At 64.2% G+C, this 25,438-nt stretch carries 23 protein-coding genes; 14 read left to right on the top strand and 9 right to left on the bottom strand.

Annotated features, from left to right (window positions below):
• The first annotated feature begins 87 nt into the window (after nt 1-87).
• Both xdhB and xdhC read left to right on the top strand, forming a co-directional pair.
• Nucleotides 88-2,451, top strand: a complete 2,364-nt coding sequence (gene xdhB / locus LB526_RS18565; protein ID WP_224629052.1) for a xanthine dehydrogenase molybdopterin binding subunit — start codon at nt 88-90, stop codon at nt 2,449-2,451.
• 53 nt (nt 2,452-2,504) lie between these two features.
• Nucleotides 2,505-3,407 carry a xanthine dehydrogenase accessory protein XdhC gene (gene xdhC / locus LB526_RS18560; RefSeq protein ID WP_224629050.1) on the top strand — a complete coding sequence of 301 codons (903 nt, stop codon included), beginning with the start codon at nt 2,505-2,507 and terminating at the stop codon, nt 3,405-3,407.
• A gap of 28 nt (nt 3,408-3,435) precedes the next feature.
• Here xdhC and dps read toward each other — a convergent pair whose 3' ends face one another.
• Nucleotides 3,436-3,924, bottom strand: a complete 489-nt coding sequence (dps, locus tag LB526_RS18555) for a DNA starvation/stationary phase protection protein Dps (protein WP_140628686.1) — start codon at nt 3,922-3,924, stop codon at nt 3,436-3,438.
• A 225-nt stretch (nt 3,925-4,149) separates the two neighbouring features.
• Here dps and LB526_RS18550 point away from each other — a divergent pair, with 225 nt between their 5' ends.
• Entirely contained in the window at nt 4,150-4,980 is an 831-nt protein-coding gene (locus LB526_RS18550; protein ID WP_224629047.1) for a PhzF family phenazine biosynthesis protein, read from the top strand.
• A gap of 90 nt (nt 4,981-5,070) precedes the next feature.
• Here the strand turns inward: LB526_RS18550 and LB526_RS18545 are convergent, their stop codons facing one another.
• Nucleotides 5,071-5,991: a LysR family transcriptional regulator gene (locus tag LB526_RS18545; protein ID WP_140844725.1), complete on the bottom strand. Its 921-nt coding sequence runs from the start codon at nt 5,989-5,991 to the stop codon at nt 5,071-5,073.
• Nucleotides 5,992-6,122: 131 nt separating this feature from the next.
• Between LB526_RS18545 and LB526_RS18540 the strand changes: the two genes are divergently transcribed.
• The 4 genes from LB526_RS18540 to LB526_RS18525 all read left to right on the top strand — a co-directional run bounded on the left by LB526_RS18540 (nt 6,123) and on the right by LB526_RS18525 (nt 10,733).
• Nucleotides 6,123-7,349 (top strand): urate hydroxylase PuuD, encoded by a 1,227-nt coding sequence (locus LB526_RS18540; protein WP_224629045.1) that lies wholly within the window; start codon nt 6,123-6,125, stop codon nt 7,347-7,349.
• Between the two features lie 2 nt (nt 7,350-7,351).
• Nucleotides 7,352-8,668, top strand: coding sequence for a guanine deaminase (gene guaD, locus LB526_RS18535; RefSeq protein WP_224629043.1), 1,317 nt, complete (start codon nt 7,352-7,354; stop codon nt 8,666-8,668).
• A 305-nt stretch (nt 8,669-8,973) separates the two neighbouring features.
• Nucleotides 8,974-9,477: a heme-degrading domain-containing protein gene (locus LB526_RS18530; RefSeq protein ID WP_224629041.1), complete on the top strand. Its 504-nt coding sequence runs from the start codon at nt 8,974-8,976 to the stop codon at nt 9,475-9,477.
• The gene (locus LB526_RS18525) at nt 9,474-10,733 is read left to right on the top strand and encodes a glycerate kinase (RefSeq protein WP_224629039.1); all 1,260 of its coding nucleotides are present in this window, start codon (nt 9,474-9,476) and stop codon (nt 10,731-10,733) included. The genes LB526_RS18530 and LB526_RS18525 overlap by 4 nt, the downstream gene beginning before the upstream one ends.
• Before the next feature lie 270 nt (nt 10,734-11,003).
• On the opposite strand, the gene LB526_RS18520 is transcribed toward LB526_RS18525, so the two are convergent.
• The 5 genes from LB526_RS18520 to LB526_RS18500 all read right to left on the bottom strand — a co-directional run bounded on the left by LB526_RS18520 (nt 11,004) and on the right by LB526_RS18500 (nt 16,952).
• Nucleotides 11,004-11,777: a UdgX family uracil-DNA binding protein gene (locus LB526_RS18520; RefSeq protein ID WP_224629037.1), complete on the bottom strand. Its 774-nt coding sequence runs from the start codon at nt 11,775-11,777 to the stop codon at nt 11,004-11,006.
• Between the two features lie 48 nt (nt 11,778-11,825).
• Entirely contained in the window at nt 11,826-13,232 is a 1,407-nt protein-coding gene (locus LB526_RS18515; protein WP_224532614.1) for a glutamine synthetase family protein, read from the bottom strand.
• Between the two features lie 11 nt (nt 13,233-13,243).
• Nucleotides 13,244-14,620, bottom strand: a complete 1,377-nt coding sequence (locus LB526_RS18510) for an aspartate aminotransferase family protein (protein WP_224629036.1) — start codon at nt 14,618-14,620, stop codon at nt 13,244-13,246.
• A 91-nt stretch (nt 14,621-14,711) separates the two neighbouring features.
• Nucleotides 14,712-15,686 carry a WD40 repeat domain-containing protein gene (locus tag LB526_RS18505; RefSeq protein WP_224629034.1) on the bottom strand — a complete coding sequence of 325 codons (975 nt, stop codon included), beginning with the start codon at nt 15,684-15,686 and terminating at the stop codon, nt 14,712-14,714.
• A gap of 228 nt (nt 15,687-15,914) precedes the next feature.
• Entirely contained in the window at nt 15,915-16,952 is a 1,038-nt protein-coding gene (locus LB526_RS18500; RefSeq protein ID WP_224629032.1) for a CobW family GTP-binding protein, read from the bottom strand.
• 371 nt (nt 16,953-17,323) lie between these two features.
• Here LB526_RS18500 and LB526_RS18495 point away from each other — a divergent pair, with 371 nt between their 5' ends.
• Nucleotides 17,324-17,797: a MarR family winged helix-turn-helix transcriptional regulator gene (locus LB526_RS18495; protein ID WP_027169177.1), complete on the top strand. Its 474-nt coding sequence runs from the start codon at nt 17,324-17,326 to the stop codon at nt 17,795-17,797.
• A 177-nt stretch (nt 17,798-17,974) separates the two neighbouring features.
• Here the strand turns inward: LB526_RS18495 and LB526_RS18490 are convergent, their stop codons facing one another.
• Nucleotides 17,975-18,835: a helix-turn-helix domain-containing protein gene (locus LB526_RS18490; protein WP_224629030.1), complete on the bottom strand. Its 861-nt coding sequence runs from the start codon at nt 18,833-18,835 to the stop codon at nt 17,975-17,977.
• 44 nt (nt 18,836-18,879) lie between these two features.
• Between LB526_RS18490 and LB526_RS18485 the strand changes: the two genes are divergently transcribed.
• From LB526_RS18485 to LB526_RS18465, 5 genes are all read left to right on the top strand, one after another.
• A complete protein-coding gene (locus tag LB526_RS18485; RefSeq protein ID WP_224629028.1) occupies nt 18,880-19,287 on the top strand; it encodes a DUF2000 family protein in 408 nt (135 codons plus the stop codon).
• Between the two features lie 426 nt (nt 19,288-19,713).
• The gene (locus LB526_RS18480) at nt 19,714-20,598 is read left to right on the top strand and encodes a DMT family transporter (RefSeq protein WP_176477149.1); all 885 of its coding nucleotides are present in this window, start codon (nt 19,714-19,716) and stop codon (nt 20,596-20,598) included.
• Between the two features lie 66 nt (nt 20,599-20,664).
• Nucleotides 20,665-21,687, top strand: a complete 1,023-nt coding sequence (locus tag LB526_RS18475) for a LacI family DNA-binding transcriptional regulator (RefSeq protein ID WP_095769389.1) — start codon at nt 20,665-20,667, stop codon at nt 21,685-21,687.
• Nucleotides 21,684-22,667: a 2-hydroxyacid dehydrogenase gene (locus LB526_RS18470; RefSeq protein WP_224629026.1), complete on the top strand. Its 984-nt coding sequence runs from the start codon at nt 21,684-21,686 to the stop codon at nt 22,665-22,667. Before LB526_RS18475 ends, LB526_RS18470 begins: the two co-directional genes overlap by 4 nt.
• Nucleotides 22,668-22,842: 175 nt before the next feature.
• Complete coding sequence (locus tag LB526_RS18465) at nt 22,843-23,229, top strand: hypothetical protein (RefSeq protein WP_224531570.1); 387 nt, start codon at nt 22,843-22,845, stop codon at nt 23,227-23,229.
• Between the two features lie 18 nt (nt 23,230-23,247).
• Here LB526_RS18465 and LB526_RS18460 read toward each other — a convergent pair whose 3' ends face one another.
• Nucleotides 23,248-24,021, bottom strand: a complete 774-nt coding sequence (locus LB526_RS18460) for a gamma-glutamyl-gamma-aminobutyrate hydrolase family protein (RefSeq protein ID WP_224629025.1) — start codon at nt 24,019-24,021, stop codon at nt 23,248-23,250.
• A gap of 267 nt (nt 24,022-24,288) precedes the next feature.
• Here LB526_RS18460 and LB526_RS18455 point away from each other — a divergent pair, with 267 nt between their 5' ends.
• Nucleotides 24,289-25,398, top strand: a complete 1,110-nt coding sequence (locus LB526_RS18455; protein WP_224629024.1) for a TRAP transporter substrate-binding protein — start codon at nt 24,289-24,291, stop codon at nt 25,396-25,398.
• Nucleotides 25,399-25,438: the final 40 nt, after the last annotated feature.

Genomic DNA, 25,438 nt, shown 5'->3' with positions numbered 1-25,438 from the left:
CGCAAATTCGTCAATATCGGCGCTGCCCCTCATCCGATCCTTCGGGCCACCTTCTCCCCGTGAACGGGGAGAAGGGAAGGAGGCTAAATGAACAAGCACGCCACTCCCAACCTCAAGGCGGAAAAAATCGCCGGCGGTGTCGCCACCGACCAGCGGCACGATTCCGCGCACAAGCATGTCAGCGGCGCCGCCGTCTATATCGACGACATGCCGGAGCCTGCCGGCACGCTGCAAATTGGCCTCGGCCTGTCGAAGATCGCGCACGGCACGCTGAAAAGTGTCGACCTGTCGGCCGTGCGTTCGGCGCCGGGCGTGGTCGATGTCCTGACCTATGCCGACGTGCCCGGCGAGAACGATGTTTCGCCGAGCAACATGCATGACGATCCGGTGCTCGCCGAGGGCAAGATTGAGTTTTACGGCCAGCCGATCTTCGCCGTGGTTGCCGAGACGCGTGAGGAAGCGCGCCGCGCGGCGCGTCTCGCAAAAATCGAGTATGACGAGCTTCCGGCCGTCATCGACATCTGGAATCTCGACCCGGTCAACGACAAGCAGGTCACCACGCCGTTGATCCTGAAGCGCGGCGATGCCGCCGCGGCGATTGCCACCGCTCCGCGCCGCATCAAGAACCGCATGTGGCTCGGCGGCCAGGACCATTTCTATCTCGAAGGCCAGGTCTCGCTGGCGATCCCCGGCGAGGACGACGAGGTCATCGTCTATTGCTCGACGCAGGGCCCGAGCGAGACGCAGCATCTGGTCGCCCATGCGCTCGGCGTGCCGAGCCATGCGGTGACAGTCGAAGTGCGCCGCATGGGCGGCGGCTTCGGCGGCAAGGAGACGCAGGCCAATCAGTGCGCGGCCATCGCGGCGATCGCCGCCAAGAAGCTGAAGCGCGCGGTGAAGATCCGGCTCGACCGCGACGAGGACATGACCGCCACCGGCAAGCGGCATGATTTCGCCATCGACTATGAGGTCGGCTTCGACGACGAGGGTAATATCCTGGGCGTCGACTTCACCTACGCGCTGCGCTGCGGGTTCTCCGCCGATCTCTCTGGTCCCGTCGGCGACCGCGCGCTGTTTCACTGCGACAACGCTTATTTCTATCCGGCTGTGCATGCGAAGTCGGCGCCGCTCTACACCAACACAGTTTCCAACACCGCCTTCCGCGGCTTCGGCGGGCCGCAGGGCATGGTCGGCGCGGAGCGCGTCATCGACGAGGTCGCCTTCGCGGTCGGCAAGGATTCGCTCGAAATCCGCAAGCTCAATTTCTACGATCCGATGGAGGCCATCGGCGAGCGAAGCGTCACGCCCTACCACCAGAAGGTCGAGGATTGCATCATCCAGCGCATCGTCGCCGAGCTGGAGGAAAGCGCGAACTATGCACGGCGACGCCGCGAGATCAGCGCCTTCAACAACAACAGCCGTTTCATCAAGCGCGGCCTGGCGTTGACGCCGGTGAAGTTCGGCATTTCCTTCACCAAGACGGAGGCCAATCAGGCCGGCGCGCTGGTGCATGTCTATGCCGACGGCTCGGTCCATATGAACCATGGCGGCACCGAGATGGGCCAGGGCCTGCATCTCAAGGTGGCGCAGGTTGTGGCCGAGGAGTTCCAGATCGACCTCGACCGGGTCAAGATCACCGCCACCACCACCGCCAAGGTGCCGAACACCTCGCCGACGGCCGCATCTTCCGGCGCCGACCTCAACGGCATGGCAGCGCAGGACGCCGCCCGCCAGATCCGCAAGCGGCTGACCGATTTCACCGCGGATAAATATCAGGTGCCGCACGACCAGATCGTGTTCCTGCCCAATCGCGTGCGCATCGGAAATCAGGAAGTGGCCTTCAACGACTTGGTCAAGCAGGCCTATATCAACCGTATCCAGTTGTCGGCGGCCGGCTTCTACAAGACGCCGAAGATCCATTGGGACCGCAGCAAAGGCCGCGGCCATGCCTTCTACTATTACGCCTATGGCGCGGCCTGCTCGGAGGTCTCGGTTGACACGCTGACCGGCGAATATGTCGTCGAGCGCACCGATATCCTGCACGACGCTGGCCGTTCGCTGAACCGGGCGATCGACCTCGGCCAGGTCGAGGGCGGCTTCATCCAGGGCATGGGCTGGCTGACGACCGAGGAGCTGTGGTGGGACGATAGCGGCCGGCTGCGCACGCATGCGCCGTCGACCTACAAGATCCCGCTCGCGTCCGACCGTCCGAAGATCTTCAACGTTAAGCTGACTGACTGGTCCTCGGCCTATGAGCCGACCATCCATCGCTCAAAGGCGGTGGGCGAGCCGCCGCTGCCGCACGGCATGTCGGTGCTGCATGCGCTGTCGGACGCGGTGGCCAGCGTCGCGGATCACAAGATCTGTCCGCGCCTCGACGCGCCGGCGACGCCCGAACGGGTGCTGATGGCGATCGAGAGGTTGAAGCGGGAAGCCGCGAAGCCGGCTTAAAACGTGCAATTCGGGCGGAAAAACCCTATATTTCCCAAGTGGAAATGCAGACGATGAACTCGAAGGCGCAACAGCTGAAGGAATTCCTCGGCCGGGTCGGCCGGGCTGCATTGGTGGAGGTGGCGGCGACGAAGGGTTCGACGCCGCGCGAAGCCGGTGCCTTCATGCTTGTCTCGGCATCGTCGATTCTTGGCACCATCGGCGGCGGCCAGCTCGAATATATGGCGATCGACAAGGCGCGGCAGGTATTGAATGCAGGGCAGCGGTCGCGATCTCCGGCCGGTGAAGCCCGTACCGAGGTCGATGAGATCTGCGCAACGCTTGACGTTCCGCTCGGGCCGGAGATCGGCCAATGCTGCGGCGGCCGCGTGAAGGTGTCGATCCGTCTCGTCGATGCTTCGCTGGAGCAGCAGCTGATCGCCAACGCTGAATCGGAAGAGGCGCGTCTGCCGCATGTCTATCTGTTCGGCGGCGGCCATGTCGGTCAGGCATTGGCAGCTTCGCTGGCGCTGCTGCCGATCCATGTCTTCGTCGTCGAGACCCGCGCCGAGGCGCTGGAAGGTATGCCGGAAACGGTGGAGACGCGGCTGACATCGTTGCCCGAAGCCGTGGTGCGCGAGGCGCCGGCGGGATCGGCGTTCGCGATCCTGACCCATGATCATGCGCTGGATTTCCTGATCGTCGCCGAGGCGCTGAAGCGCGACGACAGCGCCTATGTCGGCATGATCGGCTCGAAGACCAAGAAGGCGACCTTCAGGAACTGGTTCCTGAAATCCGCCGAGGGTAGCGAAACGCAGTTCGCTCGGCTCGTCTCGCCGATCGGCGGCAATGCGGTGAAGGACAAGCGCCCGCCGGTGATCGCAGCACTTGCTGCCGCCGAGATCATGACGGCGCTGGTGTCGCACGCCGCGGAAGCGCCAAGCTCAGCCAGCGCCGACAAGACGATGGCCGGCTGATTCAACCGGCCGCGCAAGGAAAGGCTGGCTATTCCTTTTCCTGCGTGTGCGCCTCGAGGAACCACAGCAATTTGTCGAGCGAGCGCGAATAGGCGGTGAAGATGTCCGCCGTATCGCGATCGCCGGCGTCGTCGGCCTCGTCGATTGCTTCGCGGGTCAGCTTGGCGGCCGTGGCATAGCGGTCGATCAACGCCGCCAGATGATCCTTGGTCTTGTGGATGTCGGTCGGATAAGGCCTCAGCTTGGTCGCCTTCGACACTTCCTGCGAGGTGCCGTGCGCGGTGCCGCCGAGCTGCACGGCGCGCTCGGCGATGATGTCGACATGGCCGTCGATCTCCTCGCGGAATTCGTCCAGCATCTCGTGGATGGCGATGAATTGCGGGCCCTTGACGTTCCAATGCGCCTGCTTGGTGATCAGCGCCAGGTCGATGGCGTCGGCAAGCCTGGCGTTGAGCAGATCGATCGATTCCTTCTTGGCATCGGATTTGAGGTCGTTCTTGGTGACGATGGCGTCCATGGTCGGCTCCTGTCCCGCTGCGTCGCATGATGAAAGCTGAAGGCGGCCCGAACGACCGCCAACCGTCAGAACGGTGATGACCAGAATTTCGTTCCGCGTTGGATCGAGGGGCACCATCCCCGATTGCAGGTGTGACTGGCGCTCACCGCTGCTTGCTGCTTTCCTCATTTCCCAAAGCGGCGCGAAACGTGTTTGTTGCGCCTCACGGATAACGGGGTCAGGAACATGGACATATTGAAGATCGCCGCATTTTCGGACGGGAACACCGGCGGCAATCCCGCCGGCGTGGTGATTGGCGAGACGCTGCCCGACGTCGCCGACATGCAGCGTGTCGCGGCGGATGTCGGTTTCTCGGAAACCGCCTTCGCGGCGCCCGCGGGCGACGTCTGGCGCGTGCGCTATTTTTCGCCGGAGTCGGAAGTGCCGTTCTGCGGCCATGCCACGATCGCGCTCGGCGCGGCGCTGGTCGGAAAGTTCGGCGACGGCATCTTCAGGCTGATTCTCAACCAGGCCGGCATCACCGTCGAAGGCTTTCGCGATGGCGCCAACTTTGCCGCCGCCCTGCAGTCGCCACCGACGCGCAGCAAGGCCGCATCGTCGGAACTGGTCGGCGAAGCGCTCGCCTTGCTTGGCTATGAGCCGGGCGATCTCGATCCCGCCATTCCGCCGGCGCTCATCCATGGCGGCGCCGATCATCTCGTGCTGGCGCTGAAGTCGCGCCAGGCGTTGGCGGCCATGGCCTATGACTTGAAGCAAGGCCAGTCCTTCATGCGGCGCGAAGGCCTGGTCACCATCCTTCTCGCCTATGCCGAGACGCCACGCCTCTTTCATACGCGCAATCCCTTCGCGTCCGGCGGCGTCTACGAGGATCCGGCGACGGGCGCTGCGACCGCTGCCTTTGCCGGCTACCTGCGCGACCTCGGCTGGCCGCATGGCGGCGCGATCGATATCGTCCAGGGCGAGGATATGGGCATGCGCTCGCGCCTTCACGCCGACATTCCGCCGGCGCCGGGCAGCTCGATCAGGGTGTCCGGAACGGCCAGGCTAATGGACTGATCTGAAGCAATTCCAGACAAAATGCGCCGCAGTTAGGGTCGGCGCCTTTCGCCGTAGCCATTCCGTCCGGAATGGCGACGCCACCGGCCGTTACTTCCCGGCCAGGAGGTCCTTGATCAGCCGCTGGCAGCGCTCGGCCATGAAGTCGAGCAGCAGCCGCACCTTCGGATCCTGCAGCTTCTTGTGCGGATAGACGGCGGCGAACTGCACCGGCGTCGGCGGCGCCTGGGGCAGGATCACCTTCAGCCGCCGGTCGCGGATGAACGGCTCGACCTCGAAACGCGGCTTGTTGATGATGCCGCGCCCCGATAGTGCCCAGCCGGTCAGAACGTCGCCGTCGTCGGTGTCATAGGGACCGTGCACCTCGAATTTCTGCGGTCCGTTCGGCGTCTGCAGCGTCCAGACATATTCGCGCGCGCCGGCATAGCGCAGCATCAGGCAGTCGTGCTTTTTACCGATGAGCTCCTGCGCCTCGGTCGGCTCGCCGCGCGCTTCCAGGTATTTCGGCGCCGCCACCAGCACGCGCTCGCATTCCATGATGCCGCGCATCCTGAGGCTCGAATCCTCGATGATTCCGAGCCGGAAGGCGACGTCGATGCCTTCCTTCATGATATCGACATTGTGGTCGGAGAGCCGAAGCCTCACCTCGATATCGGGATATTTGTCATGGAAATCCGGGATGCCTGACGCGATCAGCCTCCGGCCGAGGCCGAGCGGCGCCGTGACCCTGATGGTCCCGCGTGGCTGGCCGGAGAGCGCCGCGACCGCCGCTTCCGCCTCAGTGATCGCGTCCAGCACCTGCTTGGCGCCGGTGTAGAACACGGTGCCATGCTCGGTCGGCATCAACTGCCTTGTCGTACGGTTGAACAGCCGCACCCCAAGATGCTTCTCCAACTCCTTGATCCGGTTGGAGGCGACCGCCGGCGAAATGCGCATGTCGCGCCCCGCCGCCGACAGATTGCCGAGCTCGACGACACGAACGAAGACAGCGATGTTGTCGAGATAGGCCATGTGTGGCTCTCAAAGGCTGAGCGGGGCAACCCTAGTATTTTCCATTTTTTTTTGAAAGTCATCGCGCACCTCGCCTCTTTTCGTTTGCGCGCCAGACCGTAAAGTCGCTCTCATCGGCAGGGACGAGTGCAATGATGGATTTCGCGATTTTCTGGGACTGGCTGAGCTTCGCGGTCCGCTGGCTGCACGTCATCACCGGCATCGCCTGGATCGGCTCGTCCTTCTATTTCGTCGCGCTCGACCTCGGCCTGCGCCAGCGGCCCGGCCTGCCCGCCGGAGCCTTCGGCGAGGAATGGCAGGTGCATGGTGGCGGCTTCTACCACATCCAGAAATATCTGGTGGCACCGGCCGAGATGCCGGAGCACCTCACCTGGTTCAAATGGGAATCCTACGCCACCTGGTTGTCGGGCTTCGCCATGCTCTGCGTGGTCTATTACGCCGGAGCCGATCTCTTCCTGATCGATCCCAACGTGCTCAACATCTCGGTGCCGGTCGGCATCCTCTTGTCGCTGGCCACCATCGGCGTCGGCTGGATCGTCTACGACCTGCTCTGCCGCTCGCCGCTGGGCAAAAGCGACACCGGGCTGATGCTGGTGCTTTATTGCGTGCTGGTGTTCATCGCCTGGGGGCTGACGCATCTTTTCACCGGCCGCGCCGCCTTCCTGCATCTTGGCGCCATCACCGCCACGATCATGTCGGCCAATGTCTTCATGGTCATCATCCCCAACCAGAAGATCGTCGTCGCCGACCTGATCGCCGGCCGCAAGCCGGACCCGAAATACGGCAAGATCGCCAAGCAGCGCTCGCTGCACAACAACTACCTGACTTTGCCGGTCCTGTTCCTGATGCTGTCGAACCACTACCCGCTGGCCTTCGGCACTGAGTTCAACTGGGTCATCGCCTCGCTGGTCTTCATCATCGGCGTGCTGATCCGGCACTATTTCAACACCGTGCATGCAAGGAAGGGCAACCCGACCTGGACCTGGCTGGGCGCTGCCGTGCTGTTCATGATCATCATCTGGCTGTCGACCGTGCCGAAGGTGCTGACCGGCGAGCCGAAGACCTCCGCCGCCTCCGCCGCAGCGCAGATCTACATCGCCTCCGCCCATTTCCCGGCCGTGCGCGACACCGTGCTTGGCCGCTGCTCGATGTGCCATACGGAGGAGCCGGTCTATGAAGGCATCTACCATGCGCCGAAGGGCGTGCTGCTCGACACCGACGAGCGCATCGCCGAGCATGCGCGCGAGATCTACATCCAGGCCGGCCGGGCGCATGCCATGCCGCCCGCCAATGTCAGCCACATAACCGACCAGGAACGGGCCCTTCTGGTCGCCTGGTTCGAAGGCGCCGGAAAATAAGCATGACAGCGAAAATTCTGCGCGGCCGCACGCTCTCCTTCCTGCGCTGGCCCGAAGCGATCGACGACCATTCCGCCTGGCGCTACGAGGAGGATGGCGGTCTGCTGATCGACAACGGCAGGATCGTCGCCGCCGGCTCCTATGCGGAGGTCTTGAAGAAGGCGGGCACCGGCATCGAGACGATCGACCATCGTCCGCATCTGATCCTGCCGGGTTTCCTCGACGCCCACGTTCATGTGCCGCAGATGCAGATCATCGCGTCTTACGGTGCGGAGCTGCTCGACTGGCTGAACAAATACACTTTTCCGGAAGAGGCGAAGTTCCAGAACGCGCAGCATGGCCGCCGCATCGCGCGGCTGTTTCTCGACGAGATGCTGCGCCATGGCACGACCACGGTCGCGGCCTATTGCTCCGTACACAGATCGTCGGCGGAAGCCTTCTTTGCCGAGTCGCATGAGCGCAACATGCTCAACATCGCCGGCAAGGTGATGATGGACCGCAATGCGCCCGACGGCGTGCTCGATACGCCGCAGACCGGCTATGACGATACCAAGGCGCTGATCGCCGAATGGCACGGCAAGGGCCGCCAGCTCTATGCCGTCACGCCGCGCTTCGCCATCACGTCGTCGCCCGAGCAGATGGAAATGGCCGGCGTGCTCTGCCGTGAGCATCCCGATCTCCACATGCAGACGCACCTGTCGGAAAACCACGCCGAGATCGCCTTCACCCAGGAGCTCTACCCTTGGTCGCGCGACTATACCGACGTTTATGAACATTACGGCCTGCTCGGCAAAAAGAGCCTGCTCGGCCACTGCATCCATCTGTCGGAACGCGAGGCCGACGCGCTGTCGCAATCGGGCTCGGTGGCGGTGTTCTGCCCGACATCGAACCTTTTCCTCGGCTCCGGCCTGTTCGACTATCAGCGTCACCGCCGGCGCGAGAAGCCGCTCAGGATAGCGGCCGCGACAGATGTCGGCGGCGGCACCAACTATTCGATGCTGCGCACCATGGATGAAGGCTACAAGGTGATCGCGCTGAACGGCGAGAAGCTGAACCCCTTCCAGTCCTTCTGGCAGCTGACGCGCGGCAATGCCGAGGCGCTGTCCGTGGCCGACAAGGTCGGCACGCTGGAAGAAGGCACCGATGCCGACATCGTAGTGCTCGACGCCCACGCGACGCCGGGCATGCGGCTCAGGATGGAGACTGTGGAGACGCTGGCGGAAGAGCTCTTCCTGCTGCAGACGCTGGGCGACGATCGTGCCGTGCGCGAGGTCTATGTGGCAGGCCGGCCGGCGAAGAGCGCGATTGTGGCGGGATAAGTCCCGACAATGGGGTAGATCTTCGAGTAGGGCAAGATGATGACTGCGCCTGGTTGCCAAGTGGTTCCCCCACTCCGTCGCCGCTTCGCGGCGCCACCTCTCCCCCCTCCGGAGGGAGAGGAAAGGGGCCAACTGGAAAGGCGCCAGCTTGAATCGCTTCGCGCCTTTCCTCTCCCCCGTCGATCGGGGGAGAGGTGTCGAGCGAAGCTCGACGGAGTGGGGGTCGACCCTGGCGCGTCTGCGACGAATGCTTGACCAGACAGAGCTTGTCGTACAAACGACGGTGGGATTTCGGAGAAAGAGACATGGCCACCGCCGACGACATCGCTCTGATCAAGAAACAGGAAGCCACGCTGGTCTTTCCGGCCTTCGACGAGGCCGTGGCTTTCGAAATCGGCTCCGCCATCAGGGACCGGGCGCTGAAGGAAGATCTTCCGATCATCGTCGACATCAGGACTTTCGATCGGCCGCTCTTCTATGCCGCCATGCCTGGCTCCAACGCCTCCAATCCCGATTGGGCGCGGCGCAAGATCAATGTCGTGAAGCGCTATCTCAGAAGCACCTATCGCCTGGTGCTGGAGCAGCAGCGCCCGGACCGCACGTTCAAGGTCGGCGAAGCGCTCGACATTGCCGATTATGTGCTGGCCGGCGGCGGCTTTCCGCTCACGGTGAAGGGCGCCGGGGTGATCGGCGTCATCGCCGTTTCGGGCCTGCCCGAGCGCGAGGACCACGGCGTCGTGGTCGACGCGCTGTGCGCCCATCTTGGCATCGATGCGAGCGGGCTTGCGCTGCCGCCGGAAGAAAAATGACCGACCCGAAAAGCTTCCTCACATCGATCTTCAACGCCGCCGTCGCCGCCGCCGACCCGGAAAAGACGATCCGCAATCATTTGCCGGCGAAGCCGAAGGGCCGCACCGTCGTCATCGGCGCGGGAAAGGGCTCGGCGCAGATGGCCGCCGCCTTTGAGAAGGTCTGGGATGGTCCGATCGACGGGCTAGTCGTCACCCGCTACGGCTATGGCGCCAGATGCGAGCGCATCGAGATCATCGAGGCGGCGCACCCGGTGCCGGACGCCGCCGGTCTCGAGGCGTCGCGCCGGCTGCTGGAGAAAGTGCGGGGTCTGACCGCAGAGGATCTGGTGGTGGCGCTGATTTCCGGCGGCGGTTCGGCCTTGCTGCCGTCGCCGGCTCCCGGGCTGACGCTTGGCGATGAGATCGCCGTCAATGAGGCGCTGCTTGCCTCCGGCGCGCCGATCGCGGCAATGAACACCATCCGCAAGCATGTCTCGACCATCAAGGGCGGACGCCTGGCGGCCGCGGCGCACCCGGCGCGTGTCGTGTCGCTGGTCGTGTCCGACATTCCCGGCGACAATCCGGCGCTGGTCGCATCGGGACCGACCGTTCCCGACACCGGCAGCCGCGCGGATGCGCTGGCTTCGATCGCCGCCTATGGCATGAAGCTGCCGGCCTCAGTCATGGCGCATATCCAGTCTCCGGCCGCCGATGCGCCGCGCTCCGACGATCTGCGTTTCGCCGGCAACGAAGTGCACCTGACCGCCTCGGCCGGCGTCTCTCTGGAAGCCGCCGCCGCCGAGGCTGAGCGGCAAGGCATTCAGGCCGTCATCCTGTCGGACGCGATCGAGGGCGAGGCGCGCGAGGTCGGCGGCGTCCACGCCGCGATCGCCCGCGAGGTGGCGACGCGCAATCGCCCCTTCGCGAAGCCGGTGCTGATCCTCTCCGGCGGCGAGACGACGGTTACCTTGCGCGGCAAGGGTAAGGGCGGCCGCAATTCGGAATTCCTGCTCGCCTTTGCCATCGGCATCGACGGCGTGAACGGCATCCACGCTCTGGCCGCCGACACCGACGGCATCGACGGCTCGGAGAACAATGCCGGCGCCTTCGCCAACGGCTCGACCGTGGCGCGCATGCGCGCGGCAGGCGTGGACGCCAAGGCGATGCTCGCCGGCAACAATGCCTGGACGGCCTTCAATGCGGTCGGAGATTTGTTCGTCCCGGGGCCGACCGGCACGAATGTGAATGATCTGAGGGCAATTCTTATCCGCTAGCGGCAAAGCCGTCATTCCAGGGCGAAGCAGGAGCGAAGCTCCGTCGCGAAGACCCTGGAATCCATTCCGTGACGTCGGGCAAGGAATGCAGCGGAGCAGAATTCTGAACCGTTGCGGCGCATCGAAGTCACGGAATGGATCCTCGGGTCTGCGCGCTTCGCTTCGCTCCTTGCTCCGCCCGTGGATGACGAAGCGACGAGCGTTTCGGCCAATCTCCTAAGTCGCAGGATACGTGCGTCTACGCGAGGCTCGTTCGGGCGCCTAAATTGATCACGCCCTCATCAGCCCCTTCACCTTCCGCATATCCTGCAAAAACCGGTCCCTCTCCGCCTCCTTGTCCTCATGATCGCGGATGCGCAGGATGAAGGAGGGGTGGATGGTCACAAACACGCGCAAGCCATCCTCGCGCTCGATCACATCGCCGCGCATCTTGGTGATCGGCACGGCCTTGCCGAGCAGCGACTGCGCCGCCGTCGCGCCGAGCGCCACCACGAGGTTCGGCTTGACGAGGTCGAGCTCCTTGTCCAACCACCAGCGGCAGGCCTGGATTTCGCCGGCATTGGGCTTCGAATGGATGCGCCTTTTGCCGCGCGGTTCGAATTTGAAGTGCTTGACCGCATTGGTCACATAGACCTTGCGGCGATCGATTTCGGCGTCGTCCAGGATGCTGTCGAATATTCTACCGGCCGGGCCGACAAATGGCTTGCCGGCCAGATCCTCCTGATCGCCTGGCTGTTCGCCGACGAAGACCACGTCCGCGCTTTCCGGTCCTTCGCCGAACACGGTCTGCGTTGCGTCATGCCAAAGCGGGCAGCGGCGGCAGCCTTTCGCCTCTTCGCGCAACTCCGGAATATCGTCGGCTTCAGGCGCCACCACATCGGCCGGCTCGGGCGTTGGCCAGTGCTTGGCCTTCACCTTGGCGTGGCGCGGTACTGGGGTGGTTGGAATCCGGTCGATCATCTCTGACGCGGCTCTGTCTGCTCCTGCTGTCAAATCTGGAATGAGCGAGGCCGCGGGAAGGTTCCGCCAATATTTCTTCGGCATCTCCTGCCGTCGGCAAAACGTGATTGCCGCGCCTGTCAGGCCCTGTGATCAAACCTCATGCAGATAGAGATGATAGTCCAGCTCGCTGACGGTGCGTGCAACGCGCAGATATTCCGCCTGCTTGATCGCCACGAAGGTTCGGTGCAGGTCGGGGCCGAGCGCCGACTTCAGGAAATCGGAGCCTCTGGCCGCCTCGATTGCGGCGCGCCAGTCGGCGGGCATGCTCGATTTCTCCGTTGCCTGTTCATAGCCGTTCCCGGTCGTCTCGAGGCCAGGGTCCAGACCCTCGTCCAGGCCCTTGACGATGCCTGCCAGCACCGTTGCGGCGACAAGGTACGGATTCGCGTCGACGCCCGACGGCCGGTGCTCGATGCGGCGGTTCCTGGCGTCGCCCGCCGGCACGCGCAGCGCCACCGAGCGGTTGTTGACGCCCCAACTGGGCGCCACGGGGGCATAGGATTGCGAGACGAAGCGACGCCATGAATTGGCGTGCGGCGCAAACACCAGCATGGATTCCGCCATGGTGTGGATGAGGCCGCCAAGCGCGTTGAGCAGGCTTAGCGACCATTTCTCGCCGGCTGCCTCGGTGAAGACGTTGCGGCCGCCATCGTCCTGCAGCGAGACATGGAAATGCATGCCCGATCCGGCATAGGCCTCGATGGGTTTGGCCATGAAGCAGGCGGTGACGCCGTGCCGCCGCGCCTGCGCCCGCACCAGCCGCTTCAGCATGACGAGATCATCGGCCGCCCTCATCACGTCCTTGCGGTAGTTGAGCGTCAGCTCGTACTGGCCGGGCGCGTACTCGGAAATCACCGTCTCGGCTGGAATGCCTTGCGCCCTCGCGGCTGCGTAGATGTCGGAAAACAGCGGCTCCATGCCATGCAGATGGTCGACCGAATAGACCTCGGTCTTGGCCGAGCGGCGGCCGTCAAGCACCGCGCGGGCAGGCTGAACCTTGCCATCCGCGTCGCGCTCATTGGACAGCAGGAAAAACTCGAGCTCGAAGGCGCCGGCCGGATGCAGGCCGCGTGCCGCCAGCAGTTCCACCTGCCTTGCCAGCACCAGCCGCGGGTCGGAGGTCATCGGCTGGCCGTCGAGGTGGTGCATCGACATCAGCACCTGACCGCGCGGCGGGTTGGTGCCGAAGAGCGGGACCAGCGTGCCGGGGATCGGCCATGCCCTGAGATCGCCGTCGCCGGTGTCCCACACCAGTCCGGTTTCGTGCACATCCTCGCCGGTGATGTCGAGGCCGAGGATCGAGATCGGCAGATGCCGGCCGTTCTCGAAAATGCCCATCAGCTCGTGCCGGCGCACGATCTTGCCGCGGCCGATGCCGTTGGCGTCGGTGAGCACGATGTCGAACGCCTCGATCTCAGGATGCGCGTCGAGAAACGCCTTCGCCTCGGCGGGAGTCGAGCCGGAAGGAGAGGTGGTAGCGGCGTTCAGATTGTCCATCGCCGCTTTTCTCACGCCGCAAGCTTGCCCGCAACCGCGGCGAAGGCGGCGATCAGTCGGCTCACTTGCGCCGAAGTCGTTGCCGGTGAGATCAGCATCATGTTGTGGAACGGCGCGATCAGCACGCCGCGATTGACCAGCGCGACATGGATGGCGGCTTCTAGCTCCGGCGCATGCGCTTGTTCCGCCTCGCCGCCGTTCCCAAGCGGTCCGGGCGCGCAGATGAACTCGACGCGGGCGCCGACCCGCGCGACATGCCAGGGCAGCTTGTTTCGCTGAATGACGGCGGAGAGTCCCGCATCGAGGCGGCGCGCCAGCCGGTCCATATGGGCGTAGGCTGCCTCGGTCATCACCTCTTCCAGAGTGGCGCGCATTGCCGCGAATTGCAGGGGGTTGGCCGACAGCGTGGTGCCCATGCCGGAATAGCCGGGCTCCTTCGCCCGGTTGTAGGAACCGTAGCGCGTGGCGACCTCTTCGCTCATGCCCCAGATGCTCGCCGGCACGCCGCCGGCCACCGGCTTGCCGAGCACGAACAGGTCCGGCTCCAGCCCGTGCTTGCGCGTATAGCCGCCCGGGCCGGTCGAAATCGTGTGCGTCTCGTCGATAAGCAGCAGCGTGCCGGCCGCGCGGGTCAGGCGCCGCAGCGCGTCGTGGAAACCCGGTTCCGGCAGCACCATGCAGGAATTGGTCAGCACCGGCTCGGTGATGACGCAGGCGACGTCGCGGTCGGCAAGTGCTGCTTCCAAGGCTGCAACATCGTTGAATTCGACGATCTTCGTGGCTCGCGTCAGGTCGCGGAACTCGCCGGCCAGCCCAGGCCGGTTGACCGGTTTGCCGTCGATCAGCCGCACCATCGTCTCGTCGGCCGAGCCATGATAGCAGCCGTTGAAGACCAGGATCTTCTCGCGCCCGGTCACCGCGCGGGCGACGCGCAACGCAAAACGGTTGGCGTCGGTGGCGGTGGTGGCGATCTGCCAGTAGGGCAGGCCGAAGCGCTGCTGAAGCAGTGGGCCGATCGCCAGCGCATCCTCGCTTGGCAGCATATAGGTCAAGCCTCGAGCGGCCTGCCGGCGGATCGCCCGGGCGACCGCCGGCGGCGAATGGCCGAGCATCGAGCCGGTGTCGCCGAGGCAGAAATCGTCGAGCCTATTGCCGTCGATGTCGGTGATGGTAGCGCCCTTGGCGCCGTCGACCAGGATCGGGAACGGCGTCGGCCAGTCGCTCATCCAGTGCATCGGCACCCCGCCGAGGAAACCGGCAATGCCGTTGCCGAGCTTCGCCTCGGATTTCGGCCGCGCCTTGCGGAAGGCGGCCGCCTCCGTCTCGCGCAATTCGGCGATGCGGGCGACGTCGATGCCGCCGATGGAAGTCCGGTCGATTGAATGCATGAAGTCCCCCTCAGGCAGTAGGCAGTAGGCAGTAGGGTGGCTTTCAAGCGCTATTTCCCTACTCCCTTACTGCCCTACTGCCTTACTCCCCTTAAGCCGTGATATCGATCACGCCGCAGTCGCCGGCGGCGCTGCCGAAGACGATGCGGCGTTCTTCCTTGTCCCACATCATCGACGTGATGGCGCCCGTGCCGGGCCGGCGCAGCAGCACCTCCTTGGCGTCGGCGAAGCGCGCCGCAATCACCATGCCGTCCTCATAGCCGATGGCCGTGACATCTTGGCTGGGATGGCAGGCGACGCAGGTCACCATGGTATTGCCGCGCGTGCCAAGCTCCAGCGGCGCCTTGCCCATCGGCCCGTCTTTGCTGGCGAACGGCCACACGATCGCCGCCGGCGCGCCGGAGCTCGCCAGCCACTTGCCCTTCACGCTCCAGGACAGGCTCTTCACCTTGCCCGGATAGCCCGACATGCGCATGTGCTTGCCGTCAGCGAGCTTCCAGCCATGCAGCGCGTTCTCCTGCATGGTGGTGACGAGGAAGGCGCCGTCCGGTGAAAAGGTGATGCCGGTATGGGCGCCGGCCCATTCGAGCTCCACCGGCTTGCCCTCGGCGGCCGGGAAATGCAGCGTCGCGCCATTGTAGCGGGCGACGCCGAAACGCATGCCCTTGGGCGAGAAGGCCAGCCCCTCCACCGAACGCGGATGGGCAAATTCTTTGATCTTGCCATCGGCGAAACGCACGAAGGCGGTCTTGCCCGAAGCATAGGCGATCGCGCCCTGCGGCCCGGCGCTGACGCTGGTGATCCACTTTTTGCCGGCGCTGGCCAGCTCGCTCACCTCGCCGCCGGCCTTCACGGCAGACACCTTGCCATCCTCGCCGCCGGTGATCAGCCGGTCGTTGGCCGCGTCATGGAAGGCGGCGAGCAGGCCGTCATTGGCCCGCACCGTCTTGTGCCCATTGTCGAGCCGGTGGATCGCACCGTCGGCGAGCGCGAAATGCGGCACGTCGTTCAAGAAGACGGCGGCAACGCAATGGCCTTCGAGATCAAGCGGGGCGACTGTGGGCATGCAAACGATCCGTTCGAGATAGCCGGCGCGGCTAGATGTGGCTCCTCCTTCTCCCCTTGTGGGAGAAGGTGGATTGGCGCGCAGCGCCAAGACGGATGAGGGGTGTTGGACGGATTGCCGTCCTTGCCAAGCTGGAGCACCCCTCATCCGACCTCGCTTCGCGAGGCCACCTTCTCCCACAAGGGGAGAAGGACGAAGGGGCAGCGCTAGCGCCTGAAAGTCAGGAAATCAAGCCGCCTGGCAGGCCTCAAAACTCTTCCTGAGCCGATCGGCGTCGAGATCGCGGCCGATGAAGACCAGCCGGCTTTCGTGTTTTTCGCCATCCTTCCAGGCGCGCTGGTGGTCGCCTTCGAGGATCATGTGCACGCCCTGCAGCACATAGCGGTCCTCGTCGCCCTTCAGCGCGATGATGCCCTTCAGCCGTAGGATGTTCGGTCCTTCCATCTGGGTCACCTTCTCGATCCAGGGAAAGAATTTCTTGGGGTCCATCTCGCCGCCGCGCAGCGACACCGACTTCACCGTCACGTCATGGATGTCGGAAGCATGATCGTGATGGTGATGATCGTGACCGTCATGATCATGATGATGGTCATGGTCATGGTCATGGTCGTGCGCGTCGAGGAAATGCGGATCGTTCTCCAATGCCCGCGACAGGTCGAAGGCGCCGCGGTCGAGCACTTCGTCAAGCGCCACGCCGGAACGCTGCGTGCGATGGATTTTTGCCGCCGGGTTGATGGCGCGGATCGTCGCCTCGACCTTTTCGAGCTCGTCCGGCGTGACGAGGTCGGTCTTGTTCAGCACCACCACGTCGGCGAACGCGATCTGGTCCTCGGCTTCCTTGGAATCCTTCAGGCGCAGCGGCAGGTGCTTGGCGTCGACCAGCGCCACCACCGCGTCGAGCTTGGTCTTGGTGCGCACGTCGTCATCCATGAAGAAGGTCTGCGCCACCGGCACCGGGTCGGCAAGACCCGTGGTCTCGACGACGATGGCGTCGAAGCGGCCCGGGCGTTTCATCAGGCCTTCGACCACGCGGATCAGGTCGCCGCGCACCGTGCAGCAGACACAGCCATTGTTCATCTCGTAGATTTCCTCGTCGGACTCGACGATCAGGTCGTTGTCGATGCCGATCTCGCCGAACTCGTTGACGATGACGGCGTAACGCTTGCCGTGGCTCTCCGACAGGATGCGGTTGAGCAGCGTCGTCTTGCCCGCGCCGAGATAGCCGGTGAGAACGGTTACGGGGATTTGCGTCTGTGCGTCGCTCATGGTTGCCTCGAAAATCCTGGATTGTCGGCCTGATATAGGATGGGTGTCGAGCTTTTGCACGCGCCAAACCGATGGGCCAGGCCGACCCTCCAAGCGGAGCGGCGCCACGCACGGATCGGCGGCGGCCGAGGCAGGCCAGACGCAGGAGCCGCTCGGGCGCCCAAGCGCCTTCATCAGCGTCCGCTGTGAATCTCGCCGGTGCAAAAGTCGTTTGTCATCTAACTGAAATAAACATCTGGCATCACCTGCGCGGGCACCGCAATGCTTGCCGGCAAAGCGTTCCGCAAGCCGGACTCTTTAAATCGTCATTTGCCAGCCGTCGGACAGCCTCTATGCTTGTCCGCGCCGGTTCGGCCGAAGAGGGAACGACCATGGCCAAGGCGGACAAGACAGCGACAATGAGCCGGCTGCATTCGGCGGCAAGGCTGGCGCGTACAGCGCTCGCCGCGCGGCTTCTGGCGCACGGCTTCTATGCCGGCCAGGACCAGATCATGCTGGCGCTCGACCGCGAGGACGGCCAGACCCCCGGCAACCTCGCCGGCCGGCTCGGCGTGCGCCCGCCGACCATCACCAAAACCATCAACCGGCTGCAGGCGCAGGGCTTTCTGGAAAAGCGCGCCTCCAACGCCGATGCCCGCCAGGCCCATATCTTCCTCACCGAGTCCGGCCGCGAAACCATCCGCGCCATCGAGAAGTCGGTCAAGAAGACCGAGAAACAGGCGCTGAGAGGCCTCGACAAGAAGGACCAGAAGGCGCTGTTCAAGCTGCTCGCCCGCATCGAGGCGAATCTATCGAACGAAGATCTGGTGCTGATCGACGATGACGCGGAGTTGGATGAAGCGTAACGCGTGAGCGTCATCGCTCAACCGCGAGACGTTCCCATTAACGAGCGACGCAAAGCGTCGTCTCGAGCTAAGCGCGATGCGCAGCATCGTCGCTCCACACGCCATCTAAGCAACGGCTTAGCGGAAAGGGCGACGATGCTGCGCATCGCGCCTGAGCGACGACGCTGCGCGTCGCGCTTACGCGTCGCGCACCAGCGCTGCCCAGCGCCCCGGCGTCATGCCGAACGCCTTCTTGAAATGCCGGTTGAAATGGCTCTGGTCGCTGAAGCCGGCGCCGGCGGCGATTTCCGCCAGCGACTCGCCCTCGGCGATCATGCGCCGCGCCTTTTGCAGCCGGCGCATCAGCAGGAAGCGATGCGGGCTGGTCGAATAGGTCGCGCGAAAATGGCGCGACAGCGCGTAGCGGTCGAGGCCGGTGACGGCCTCCAGCTCATCGGAGCGCACCGGTCGCTCGGCATTCTCCTCGAGATAGTCGCGGGCAAGCGCGGCGGCGCGCCATGCGGTCTTGCCCGTTGACTTTGCCGGCTGCCCGGCATGGCGTTTGAGGTGTTGCGCCAGCTGCGCAACGAAATCTGCCACGAACAGGTCGCCGAGTGCCTCGTCCAGCGGTGCCAGCGCCGACAACAACGTGTCGCGCAAGCATGGATCGTCGACCACGGCGTCGCGGACGAAAGGCAGCGGCTCGCCATCGAGGCAGTCGAGCAGCAGGGACGGCTCCAGATACAGGATCCTGTAGCGCAGGCCGTCTTCCGTGCCGGCGCCGCCATCGTGCAATTCGTCTGGATGCAGCACGATCGCCTGACCGGGCAGGCTGTGTTGCAGCGCGCCGCGATAATGGAAGCGCTGCACGCCGTTCAGCGTCACGCCGATGGCATAGGTGTCGTGCCGGTGCAGCTCGAAGGCGTTGCCATGGAAGCGCGCCTCGATGCGTTCGAGACCCGAGCCGCCCGGAGCCGAAACGATGCGATCGCCGTTGGTCGCATCCGCGCACGAACGTTCAAGACCTTCCTTTGCTTCTTCGCTTAGAGCCTGCGCCATTGCCTGTCCCGCCCGTCACGGGCCGTCTCGGAGTCTCAATCTTGGTGTTCGATACGAAAATTGCAATTGTTCTCAGAGAGGACCTGCCGGTGTGGCAGAAGCTCAACGTCACCGCGTTCCTGACCAGCGGCATCGTTGCGCAGTTCCCCGAAATCATCGGCGAGGCTTACCGTGATCGTGCCGGCAACCTCTACAACCCGATGTCGATCCAGCCGGTCATTGTCCTGTCAGCCGATGCGGCGACGCTGGGTACTGTTCACCGCCGGGCATTGGAACGCGGCGTGACGACATCCGCCTATGTCGAGGAGATGTTCGCGACGGGCCACGACCTCGCCAACCGCGCCGTCTTCGCCGAATTCGCCCCGGACGACGCCAAGGTCGTCGGCATCGCCATGCGCGGCGAGAAAAAGCTCGTCGACAAGATCACCAAGGGCGCCCGCATGCATGGCTGATTTATGCCATCTTGAACCGCCGAGATTGGCAGCAAACTCACCAACTTCGTCATCCACGGGCAGAGCGGGAGCGAAGCGGACGCGGAGACCCGAGGATCCATTCCGTGACCTTAGCCGGAGTGTGCAACGGGGCAGAATTCTGCGCCGCTGGCGGAGCGTCAATGTAACGGCATGGATCCTCGGGTCTGCGCGCGTCGCTTCGCTCCTTGCTTCGCCCGTGGATGACGACTGCGCGAACTGTTCAGGCCATCGCCAAGAAACAATGCGCTCTAAGCCTGTCCGAAGCGCTTGTTGGGCCAGTCGCTTTTGGCTTGCTGGCAAGGGCCGATTGCCTCAGAAGGGTACCGTCTATCTTCCTTCGGCCCGACCTTGAGCACTCCCAGAAACAATGACGACAGCGCAACGCCGCCCGCGGCGATGCTTCTGATGCTGTGCGTCTATGTCTGCTTCACCTTTCTCGACACCTCCAGCAAATATCTGGTGCTGGCCGGCGTCTCGGCGCTGATCGTCGCGTGGGCCCGCTTCACCGTGCATGTCCTGCTGGTCGGCATCTTCCTGCGCGGCTGGCGCGAGCCGGTTCGCTTCCGCGCCAACAACCTGCCGGCGCACCTCTTGCGCGGCGTCCTTTTGTTCGGCTCGACCATGTTCAATATCCTGGCGCTGCGCACGCTGCAGTTGGCCGAGACAACGTCGATCTATTTCTTCGGCCCGATGGTCATCACCGCGCTTGCCGGCCCGCTGCTCGGCGAATGGGCCGGCTGGCGGCGCTGGCTGGCGATTCTCACCGGCTTCGTCGGCGTGCTGATCATCACCAGGCCTGGCGTCGGCGTGTTCGGCATCGGTCATCTCTTCGCGCTGGGCTCGATGCTGTCGAACAGTTTTTACGTGATCATGACGCGGCGCATGTCGTCGACGGAGACCTCGGAGAGCCTGATCCTCTTTTCGGCGCTGGCACCCGCCGTGCTGCTCCTGCCGCTGCTGCCTTTCTCGCTGTCATTGCCGCAGGATGGCTGGCACTGGGTCATCCTGTTGATGCTCGGCGTCTTCGGCGCCGGCGGCCACTATTTGCTGGTCCGGGCCTATCGTCTGGCGACCACGACCCAGCTCGCGCCCTATCCCTATTCGCAGATGGTGTGGATGATCATTTCCGGCTGGCTGATCTTCCACCAGTTCCCCGACCGCTGGACGCTGCTCGGCGCCGCCATCATCGTTGCCAGCGGGCTCTACATCATCCATCGCGAGCACCGGCTTCGCGTCCGCAACTCCGCCTCGCTCGACACCGAGGCCGAGGCGCTGGCGAAAAAACTTTGATTTGCGCCGAATCCGGTGGCATAAGGCCGTTTTAAAAAATTTAAAGACCCTGGGGAGCGAAGGGCACTGGCACAGAAGATCAAGCTTTCGACGATCGCGGATGCGCTCGGCGTGTCCACGGCAACGGTGTCGCTGGCGCTGCGCGACAGCCCGCTGGTCGCCGGCACGACGCGCGAGCGCATCAAGGAACACGCCCGCGCCATCGGCTATATCTACAACCGCCGCGCCGCCTCGTTGCGCACCTCGCGCTCCGGCATCGTCGGCGTCGTCGTGCACGACATCATGAACCCGTTCTTCGCCGAGATCCTGCGCTCGATCGAAAGCGAGCTCGACCGCAGCCGCCAGACCTTCATCCTGTCAAACCACTACGACCAGCTGGAAAAGCAGCGCACCTTCATCGACACGCTGCTGCAGCTGGGCGCCGACGGCGTCATCATGTCGCCGGCCATCGGCACGCCGGCCGAGGACATCATCATGGCCGAGGAAAACGGCCTGCCGGCAGTGCTGATCGCGCGCACCGTTGCCGGCGCCGATGTGCCGGTGTTCCGCGGCGACGATGCCTATGGCACCGCGCTTGCCACCAATCATCTGATCTCGCTCGGCCACAAGCGCATCGCCATGGTCGGCGGCACCGACCAGACCTCGACCGGCCGCGACCGCTACCAGGGCTATCTCAACGCGATGGAGGCGGCCGGCCTGGAGGTGAAGCCGTCCTGGCGCATTCCCGGGCCGCGCACCAAGCAGGCGGGTTTCGAGGCCTCGGGACAGTTTCTGGCGCTGAAAGACAGGCCCACCGCTGCCTGCTGCTGGAACGATCTGGTCGCGATCGGGTTGATGAACGGCATCGCGCGCGCCGGCCTCGTGCCGGGCGTCGATATCTCGGTCACCGGCTATGACGATCTCGAGGAGGCGGCAATCGCGACACCGGCCTTGACCACGGTCTGGAACGGCCAGCGCGAGGTCGGCCGCCGCGCCGCCAGCGCCCTGCTCGACAAATTGAACGGACAGGCAGTGCGGCCCTCGCAGGAGCTGATCAAGCCGGAACTGCATGTGCGGCAGTCGACCGGCAAGCCGGTGGAGCGTGCATGAGCAAGGCCGAAGGAAAATTGCCGGTCGCCATCCTTGTGCCGGGCGATTTCAACGACCATGCCCTCGGCCGCATCGACGAGGCGTTCAAATGTGTGCGGATCGAACGCGCCGATCCGTCTTTGGTTACGGACGAGATCCGCGCCACGGTGCGCGGCATAGCCTCCTATGCAGGCATCGACGCGGCGATGATCGATGCGCTGCCCAATCTTGAGATCATCGCCAGTTTCGGCGTCGGCTATGATTCGGTCGACGCCAATCATGCGGCCAAGCGCGGCGTCATGGTCACCAACACGCCCGATGTCTTGACCGAGGAGGTCGCCGATACTGCCATCGGCCTTCTGATCAACACTGTGCGCGAGCTCTACGCCGCCGAGAAATGGCTGCGCGACGGCGACTGGGTTACGAAGGGCAATTATCGCCTGAGCCGGCTTACATTGCGTGGCCGCCACGTCGGTATCTTCGGCATGGGCCGCATCGGCCGGGCCGTCGCCCGTCGCCTTGAAGCCTTCGGCCTGCCGATCGCCTATCACAACCGCCGCAAGGTCGAAGGCCTGGCTTACGATTATCATGCCACTTTGAAAGGGCTTGCCGAAGCCGTCGACACGTTGATCTGCATTGCCCCGGGCGGCACCTCCACCGAGAAAGCGGTCAATGCCGAGGTCCTGTCGGCGCTGGGTTCGAACGGCGTCTTTGTCAATATCGGCCGCGGCTCGACGGTGGACGAGGCAGCCCTTGCTGCCGCCCTCAAGAGCGGCACCATCGCAGCCGTCGGGCTCGACGTCTTTGCCGACGAGCCGAACGTGCCGCAGGCCCTGCTCGATGCTCCCAACGCCTCGCTTCTGCCGCATGTCGGCTCGGCGTCGGTCCACACCCGCCGCGCCATGGCCGATCTGTGCGTCGACAACCTCGTGTCGTGGTTTACCGACCGCCGGCCGCTGACGCCGGTGCCCGAGACGCTCAACGTCAAGGCGCGAGCCTGAGGCGTTTCTCGGTCCTCACGAAAACGGCAAACCGCCTGCCTCTTTGTTTCGGTGTAATTCCGGACGGAAAGCCGTCCTGAAAATTGCTCCAATCCGCACCCGTCGCCACATTTATTAACGCCCACTTAACCCTTTGGAATCATTCTGCATACTTGGTTATGTGCGGAGAGGCAGGGTGAAGCTGTTCGTTGGCTTGGCAGCATCGGTAGCGTTGTTCGGGGGCGTTCAGTTCCTGCATGGCGGCAACGGCCAAAGCGAGGCCACCGAACTCATCCCGACAAACGCCTATCGGCTGACCGCCAATGGCGATGAAGCGGCCTGCGCCATCCACCGCGGCGCCGAAGTCTCGAAAGGCCTGTCGTTGCTTTCCGTCGCCCCGAACTGCCGCAAGCTGATGCCTGGCATCGAGCACGCGAAATTCTGGCGCGAGCAGGCGGATGGTTCGGTCGCTTTCAGTGACGACGGGGTCGATCCGATCGTCACCTTCGGCGTTGCCGATGGCGACGGCTACGAATCCTACGCGCCGGCCGCGCCGCTTCTGGCGCTGAGCACGAGCGAATAGCCGCGGAACTGTCCAGGCTTACTCTGCCGCGGCGCGGGCACCTGTTTTGGCGGCCGCATGCAGGCGCACCGCATCGCCGAAGGCCTTGAAGATCTTGGCGGAATTGCTGTCCGACTTCACCCAGTATTCGGGGTGCCATTGCACGCCGACTGCGAAGGCACGAGCATCCTTGACGGAGACTGCTTCGATCGTGCCGTCGCTGGCCAAAGCCTCGACCTGGAGCCTGGAGCCCAGCAGGTCGATCGCCTGGCGATGCAGCGAGTTCACCTTGATCTCGCCGGCGCCGAACACGCCGGCAAGGCAGCTTCCGGGCTTGATCGAGATCGTCTGGTGGATGCCGAAGCGCTCGTCCTGATTATCGCTCACCGGCGCGCGGTGGTCGAGCGAGCCCTCGCGCTCCTGGATCTCGGTGCCCAGCGTGCCGCCGAGCGCGACGTTCAGCTCCTGGATGCCTCGGCAGATGGCAAGCAACGGCACGCCGCGCTCGATCGCCTTGCGGATCAGCGGCAGCGTGGTTGCGTCGCGCGCCGGATCGTAGGGGCCGTTGGCCTCGCTGGGATCGCCGCCATAGAGCGAGGGATGCACGTTGGACTTCGAGCCCGTCACCATGACGCCGTCGACCGACGACAGCAGCTCGTCGAAATCGAGCCGGTCGCCGAAGGACGGCACCAGCAGCGGGAACACGCCGGCGCCGGCAACCGCCGCTTCCAGATACTGCTGGGGTGCCGCGTGCCAGGTGTAGTTGTCGAACTGGCGGACGTCGGACGAGACTGCGACGAGCGGTTGCTGCATTTTGGCTTTGGATTCCTTCGAGAGCTAAGGAGTTAATCTGCCTACAAAATAGGCGATCTGAAGGCAGTTTGCCATGGCAAGTTTCGCTGCCTTGCGTGGTCCAGCGGCAGGCTCGTTAGACTATAGTTGCACGCGGCGCCGGAATGGCTGCAACCCTCGCCCGCAACACTGGACTCGACTCTTTGCCTGTGTATGTTTCTTCCCCAACCGATCCGGGCACGAGGATGGCCTGACGTCGGTCAGCTGATCCGCAAGGGAGGAAACTTAATGGATCGTCGTTCTTTCATTCGCAAGGCCGGTGCGTCCGGCGTGGGCGCCGCGGCAGCCGCGGCGGCACTTGCCACGCCGGCCATTGCCCAGTCCAATCCCAAGGTGACTTGGCGGCTTGCATCGTCTTTCCCGAAATCGCTCGACACGATCTATGGCGGCGCCGAAGTCTTCTCAAAAATGCTGTCGGAGGCGACCGACGGCAATTTCCAGGTCCAGGTCTTCGCCTCCGGTGAGCTCGTGCCCGGCCTGCAGGCTGCGGACGCCACCACGGCCGGCACAGTCGAGGCCTGCCATACGGTCGCATACTATTACTGGGGCAAGGACCCGACCTGGGCGCTCGGTGCCGCAGTGCCCTTCTCGCTCAACGCGCGCGGTATGAATGCCTGGCACTATCATGGCGGCGGCATCGACCTGTTCAACGAGTTCCTCGCCACGCAAGGCCTGTTCGGCCTGCCGGGCGGCAATACCGGCGTTCAGATGGGCGGCTGGTTCCGCAAGCAGATCAACACGGTGGCCGATCTCTCGGGCCTCAAGATGCGCATCGGCGGCTTTGCCGGCAAAGTTGTGCAGAAGCTCGGCGTCGTGCCGCAGCAGATCGCCGGCGGCGACATCTATCCGGCGCTGGAGAAGGGCACCATCGACGCCGCCGAATGGGTCGGCCCCTATGACGACGAGAAGCTCGGCTTCTATAAGGTCGCGCCCTACTACTACTATCCCGGCTGGTGGGAAGGCGGCCCGACCGTGCATCTGATGTTCAACAAGGTCAAATACGAAGAGCTTTCGCCGGCCTACAAGTCGCTCGTGCATACCGCCGCGCAAGCGGCGGACGCCAACATGCTGCAGAAGTACGACTATCTCAATCCGGCGGCGGTGAAGCGGCTTGTGTCGAACGGCGCCAAGCTGGCGCCCTTCAGCCAGGAGATCATGGCCGCCTGCTTCGAGAAGGCCAACGAGGTCTATGCCGAGATGGAATCCAACAACGCGCCGTTCAAGAAGATCTGGGAATCGATCAAGGCCTTCCGCAAGGAGCACTATCTCTGGGCCCAGGTCGCCGAATACAATTACGACACCTTCATGATGGTGCAGCAGCGCAACGGCAAGCTGTAGACCGCCGCCCTCCTTCTCCCCTTGTGGGAGAAGGTGGATC

Source organism: Mesorhizobium sp. CA6, assembly GCF_020165035.1.
Taxonomy (GTDB): Bacteria; Pseudomonadota; Alphaproteobacteria; order Rhizobiales; family Rhizobiaceae; genus Mesorhizobium.
This window is presented reverse-complemented; position numbering and strand designations above follow the sequence as displayed.

What these genes read in the sequence shown, in the direction of transcription:
- LB526_RS18515 (WP_224532614.1), bottom strand. Translation starts at nt 13,232, where the DNA reads ATGGACAATCTGAACGCCGCTACCACCTCTCCTTCCGGCTCGACTCCC.
- LB526_RS18480 (WP_176477149.1), top strand. Translation starts at nt 19,714, where the DNA reads ATGCTGTGCGTCTATGTCTGCTTCACCTTTCTCGACACCTCCAGCAAA.
- LB526_RS18510 (WP_224629036.1), bottom strand. Translation starts at nt 14,620, where the DNA reads ATGCATTCAATCGACCGGACTTCCATCGGCGGCATCGACGTCGCCCGC.
- LB526_RS18545 (WP_140844725.1), bottom strand. Translation starts at nt 5,991, where the DNA reads ATGGCCTATCTCGACAACATCGCTGTCTTCGTTCGTGTCGTCGAGCTC.
- xdhC (WP_224629050.1), top strand. Translation starts at nt 2,505, where the DNA reads ATGAACTCGAAGGCGCAACAGCTGAAGGAATTCCTCGGCCGGGTCGGC.
- LB526_RS18530 (WP_224629041.1), top strand. Translation starts at nt 8,974, where the DNA reads ATGGCCACCGCCGACGACATCGCTCTGATCAAGAAACAGGAAGCCACG.
- LB526_RS18520 (WP_224629037.1), bottom strand. Translation starts at nt 11,777, where the DNA reads ATGCCGAAGAAATATTGGCGGAACCTTCCCGCGGCCTCGCTCATTCCA.
- LB526_RS18525 (WP_224629039.1), top strand. Translation starts at nt 9,474, where the DNA reads ATGACCGACCCGAAAAGCTTCCTCACATCGATCTTCAACGCCGCCGTC.
- LB526_RS18550 (WP_224629047.1), top strand. Translation starts at nt 4,150, where the DNA reads ATGGACATATTGAAGATCGCCGCATTTTCGGACGGGAACACCGGCGGC.
- LB526_RS18540 (WP_224629045.1), top strand. Translation starts at nt 6,123, where the DNA reads ATGATGGATTTCGCGATTTTCTGGGACTGGCTGAGCTTCGCGGTCCGC.
- LB526_RS18495 (WP_027169177.1), top strand. Translation starts at nt 17,324, where the DNA reads ATGGCCAAGGCGGACAAGACAGCGACAATGAGCCGGCTGCATTCGGCG.
- LB526_RS18460 (WP_224629025.1), bottom strand. Translation starts at nt 24,021, where the DNA reads ATGCAGCAACCGCTCGTCGCAGTCTCGTCCGACGTCCGCCAGTTCGAC.
- xdhB (WP_224629052.1), top strand. Translation starts at nt 88, where the DNA reads ATGAACAAGCACGCCACTCCCAACCTCAAGGCGGAAAAAATCGCCGGC.
- guaD (WP_224629043.1), top strand. Translation starts at nt 7,352, where the DNA reads ATGACAGCGAAAATTCTGCGCGGCCGCACGCTCTCCTTCCTGCGCTGG.
- LB526_RS18455 (WP_224629024.1), top strand. Translation starts at nt 24,289, where the DNA reads ATGGATCGTCGTTCTTTCATTCGCAAGGCCGGTGCGTCCGGCGTGGGC.
- dps (WP_140628686.1), bottom strand. Translation starts at nt 3,924, where the DNA reads ATGGACGCCATCGTCACCAAGAACGACCTCAAATCCGATGCCAAGAAG.
- LB526_RS18470 (WP_224629026.1), top strand. Translation starts at nt 21,684, where the DNA reads ATGAGCAAGGCCGAAGGAAAATTGCCGGTCGCCATCCTTGTGCCGGGC.
- LB526_RS18505 (WP_224629034.1), bottom strand. Translation starts at nt 15,686, where the DNA reads ATGCCCACAGTCGCCCCGCTTGATCTCGAAGGCCATTGCGTTGCCGCC.
- LB526_RS18490 (WP_224629030.1), bottom strand. Translation starts at nt 18,835, where the DNA reads ATGGCGCAGGCTCTAAGCGAAGAAGCAAAGGAAGGTCTTGAACGTTCG.
- LB526_RS18500 (WP_224629032.1), bottom strand. Translation starts at nt 16,952, where the DNA reads ATGAGCGACGCACAGACGCAAATCCCCGTAACCGTTCTCACCGGCTAT.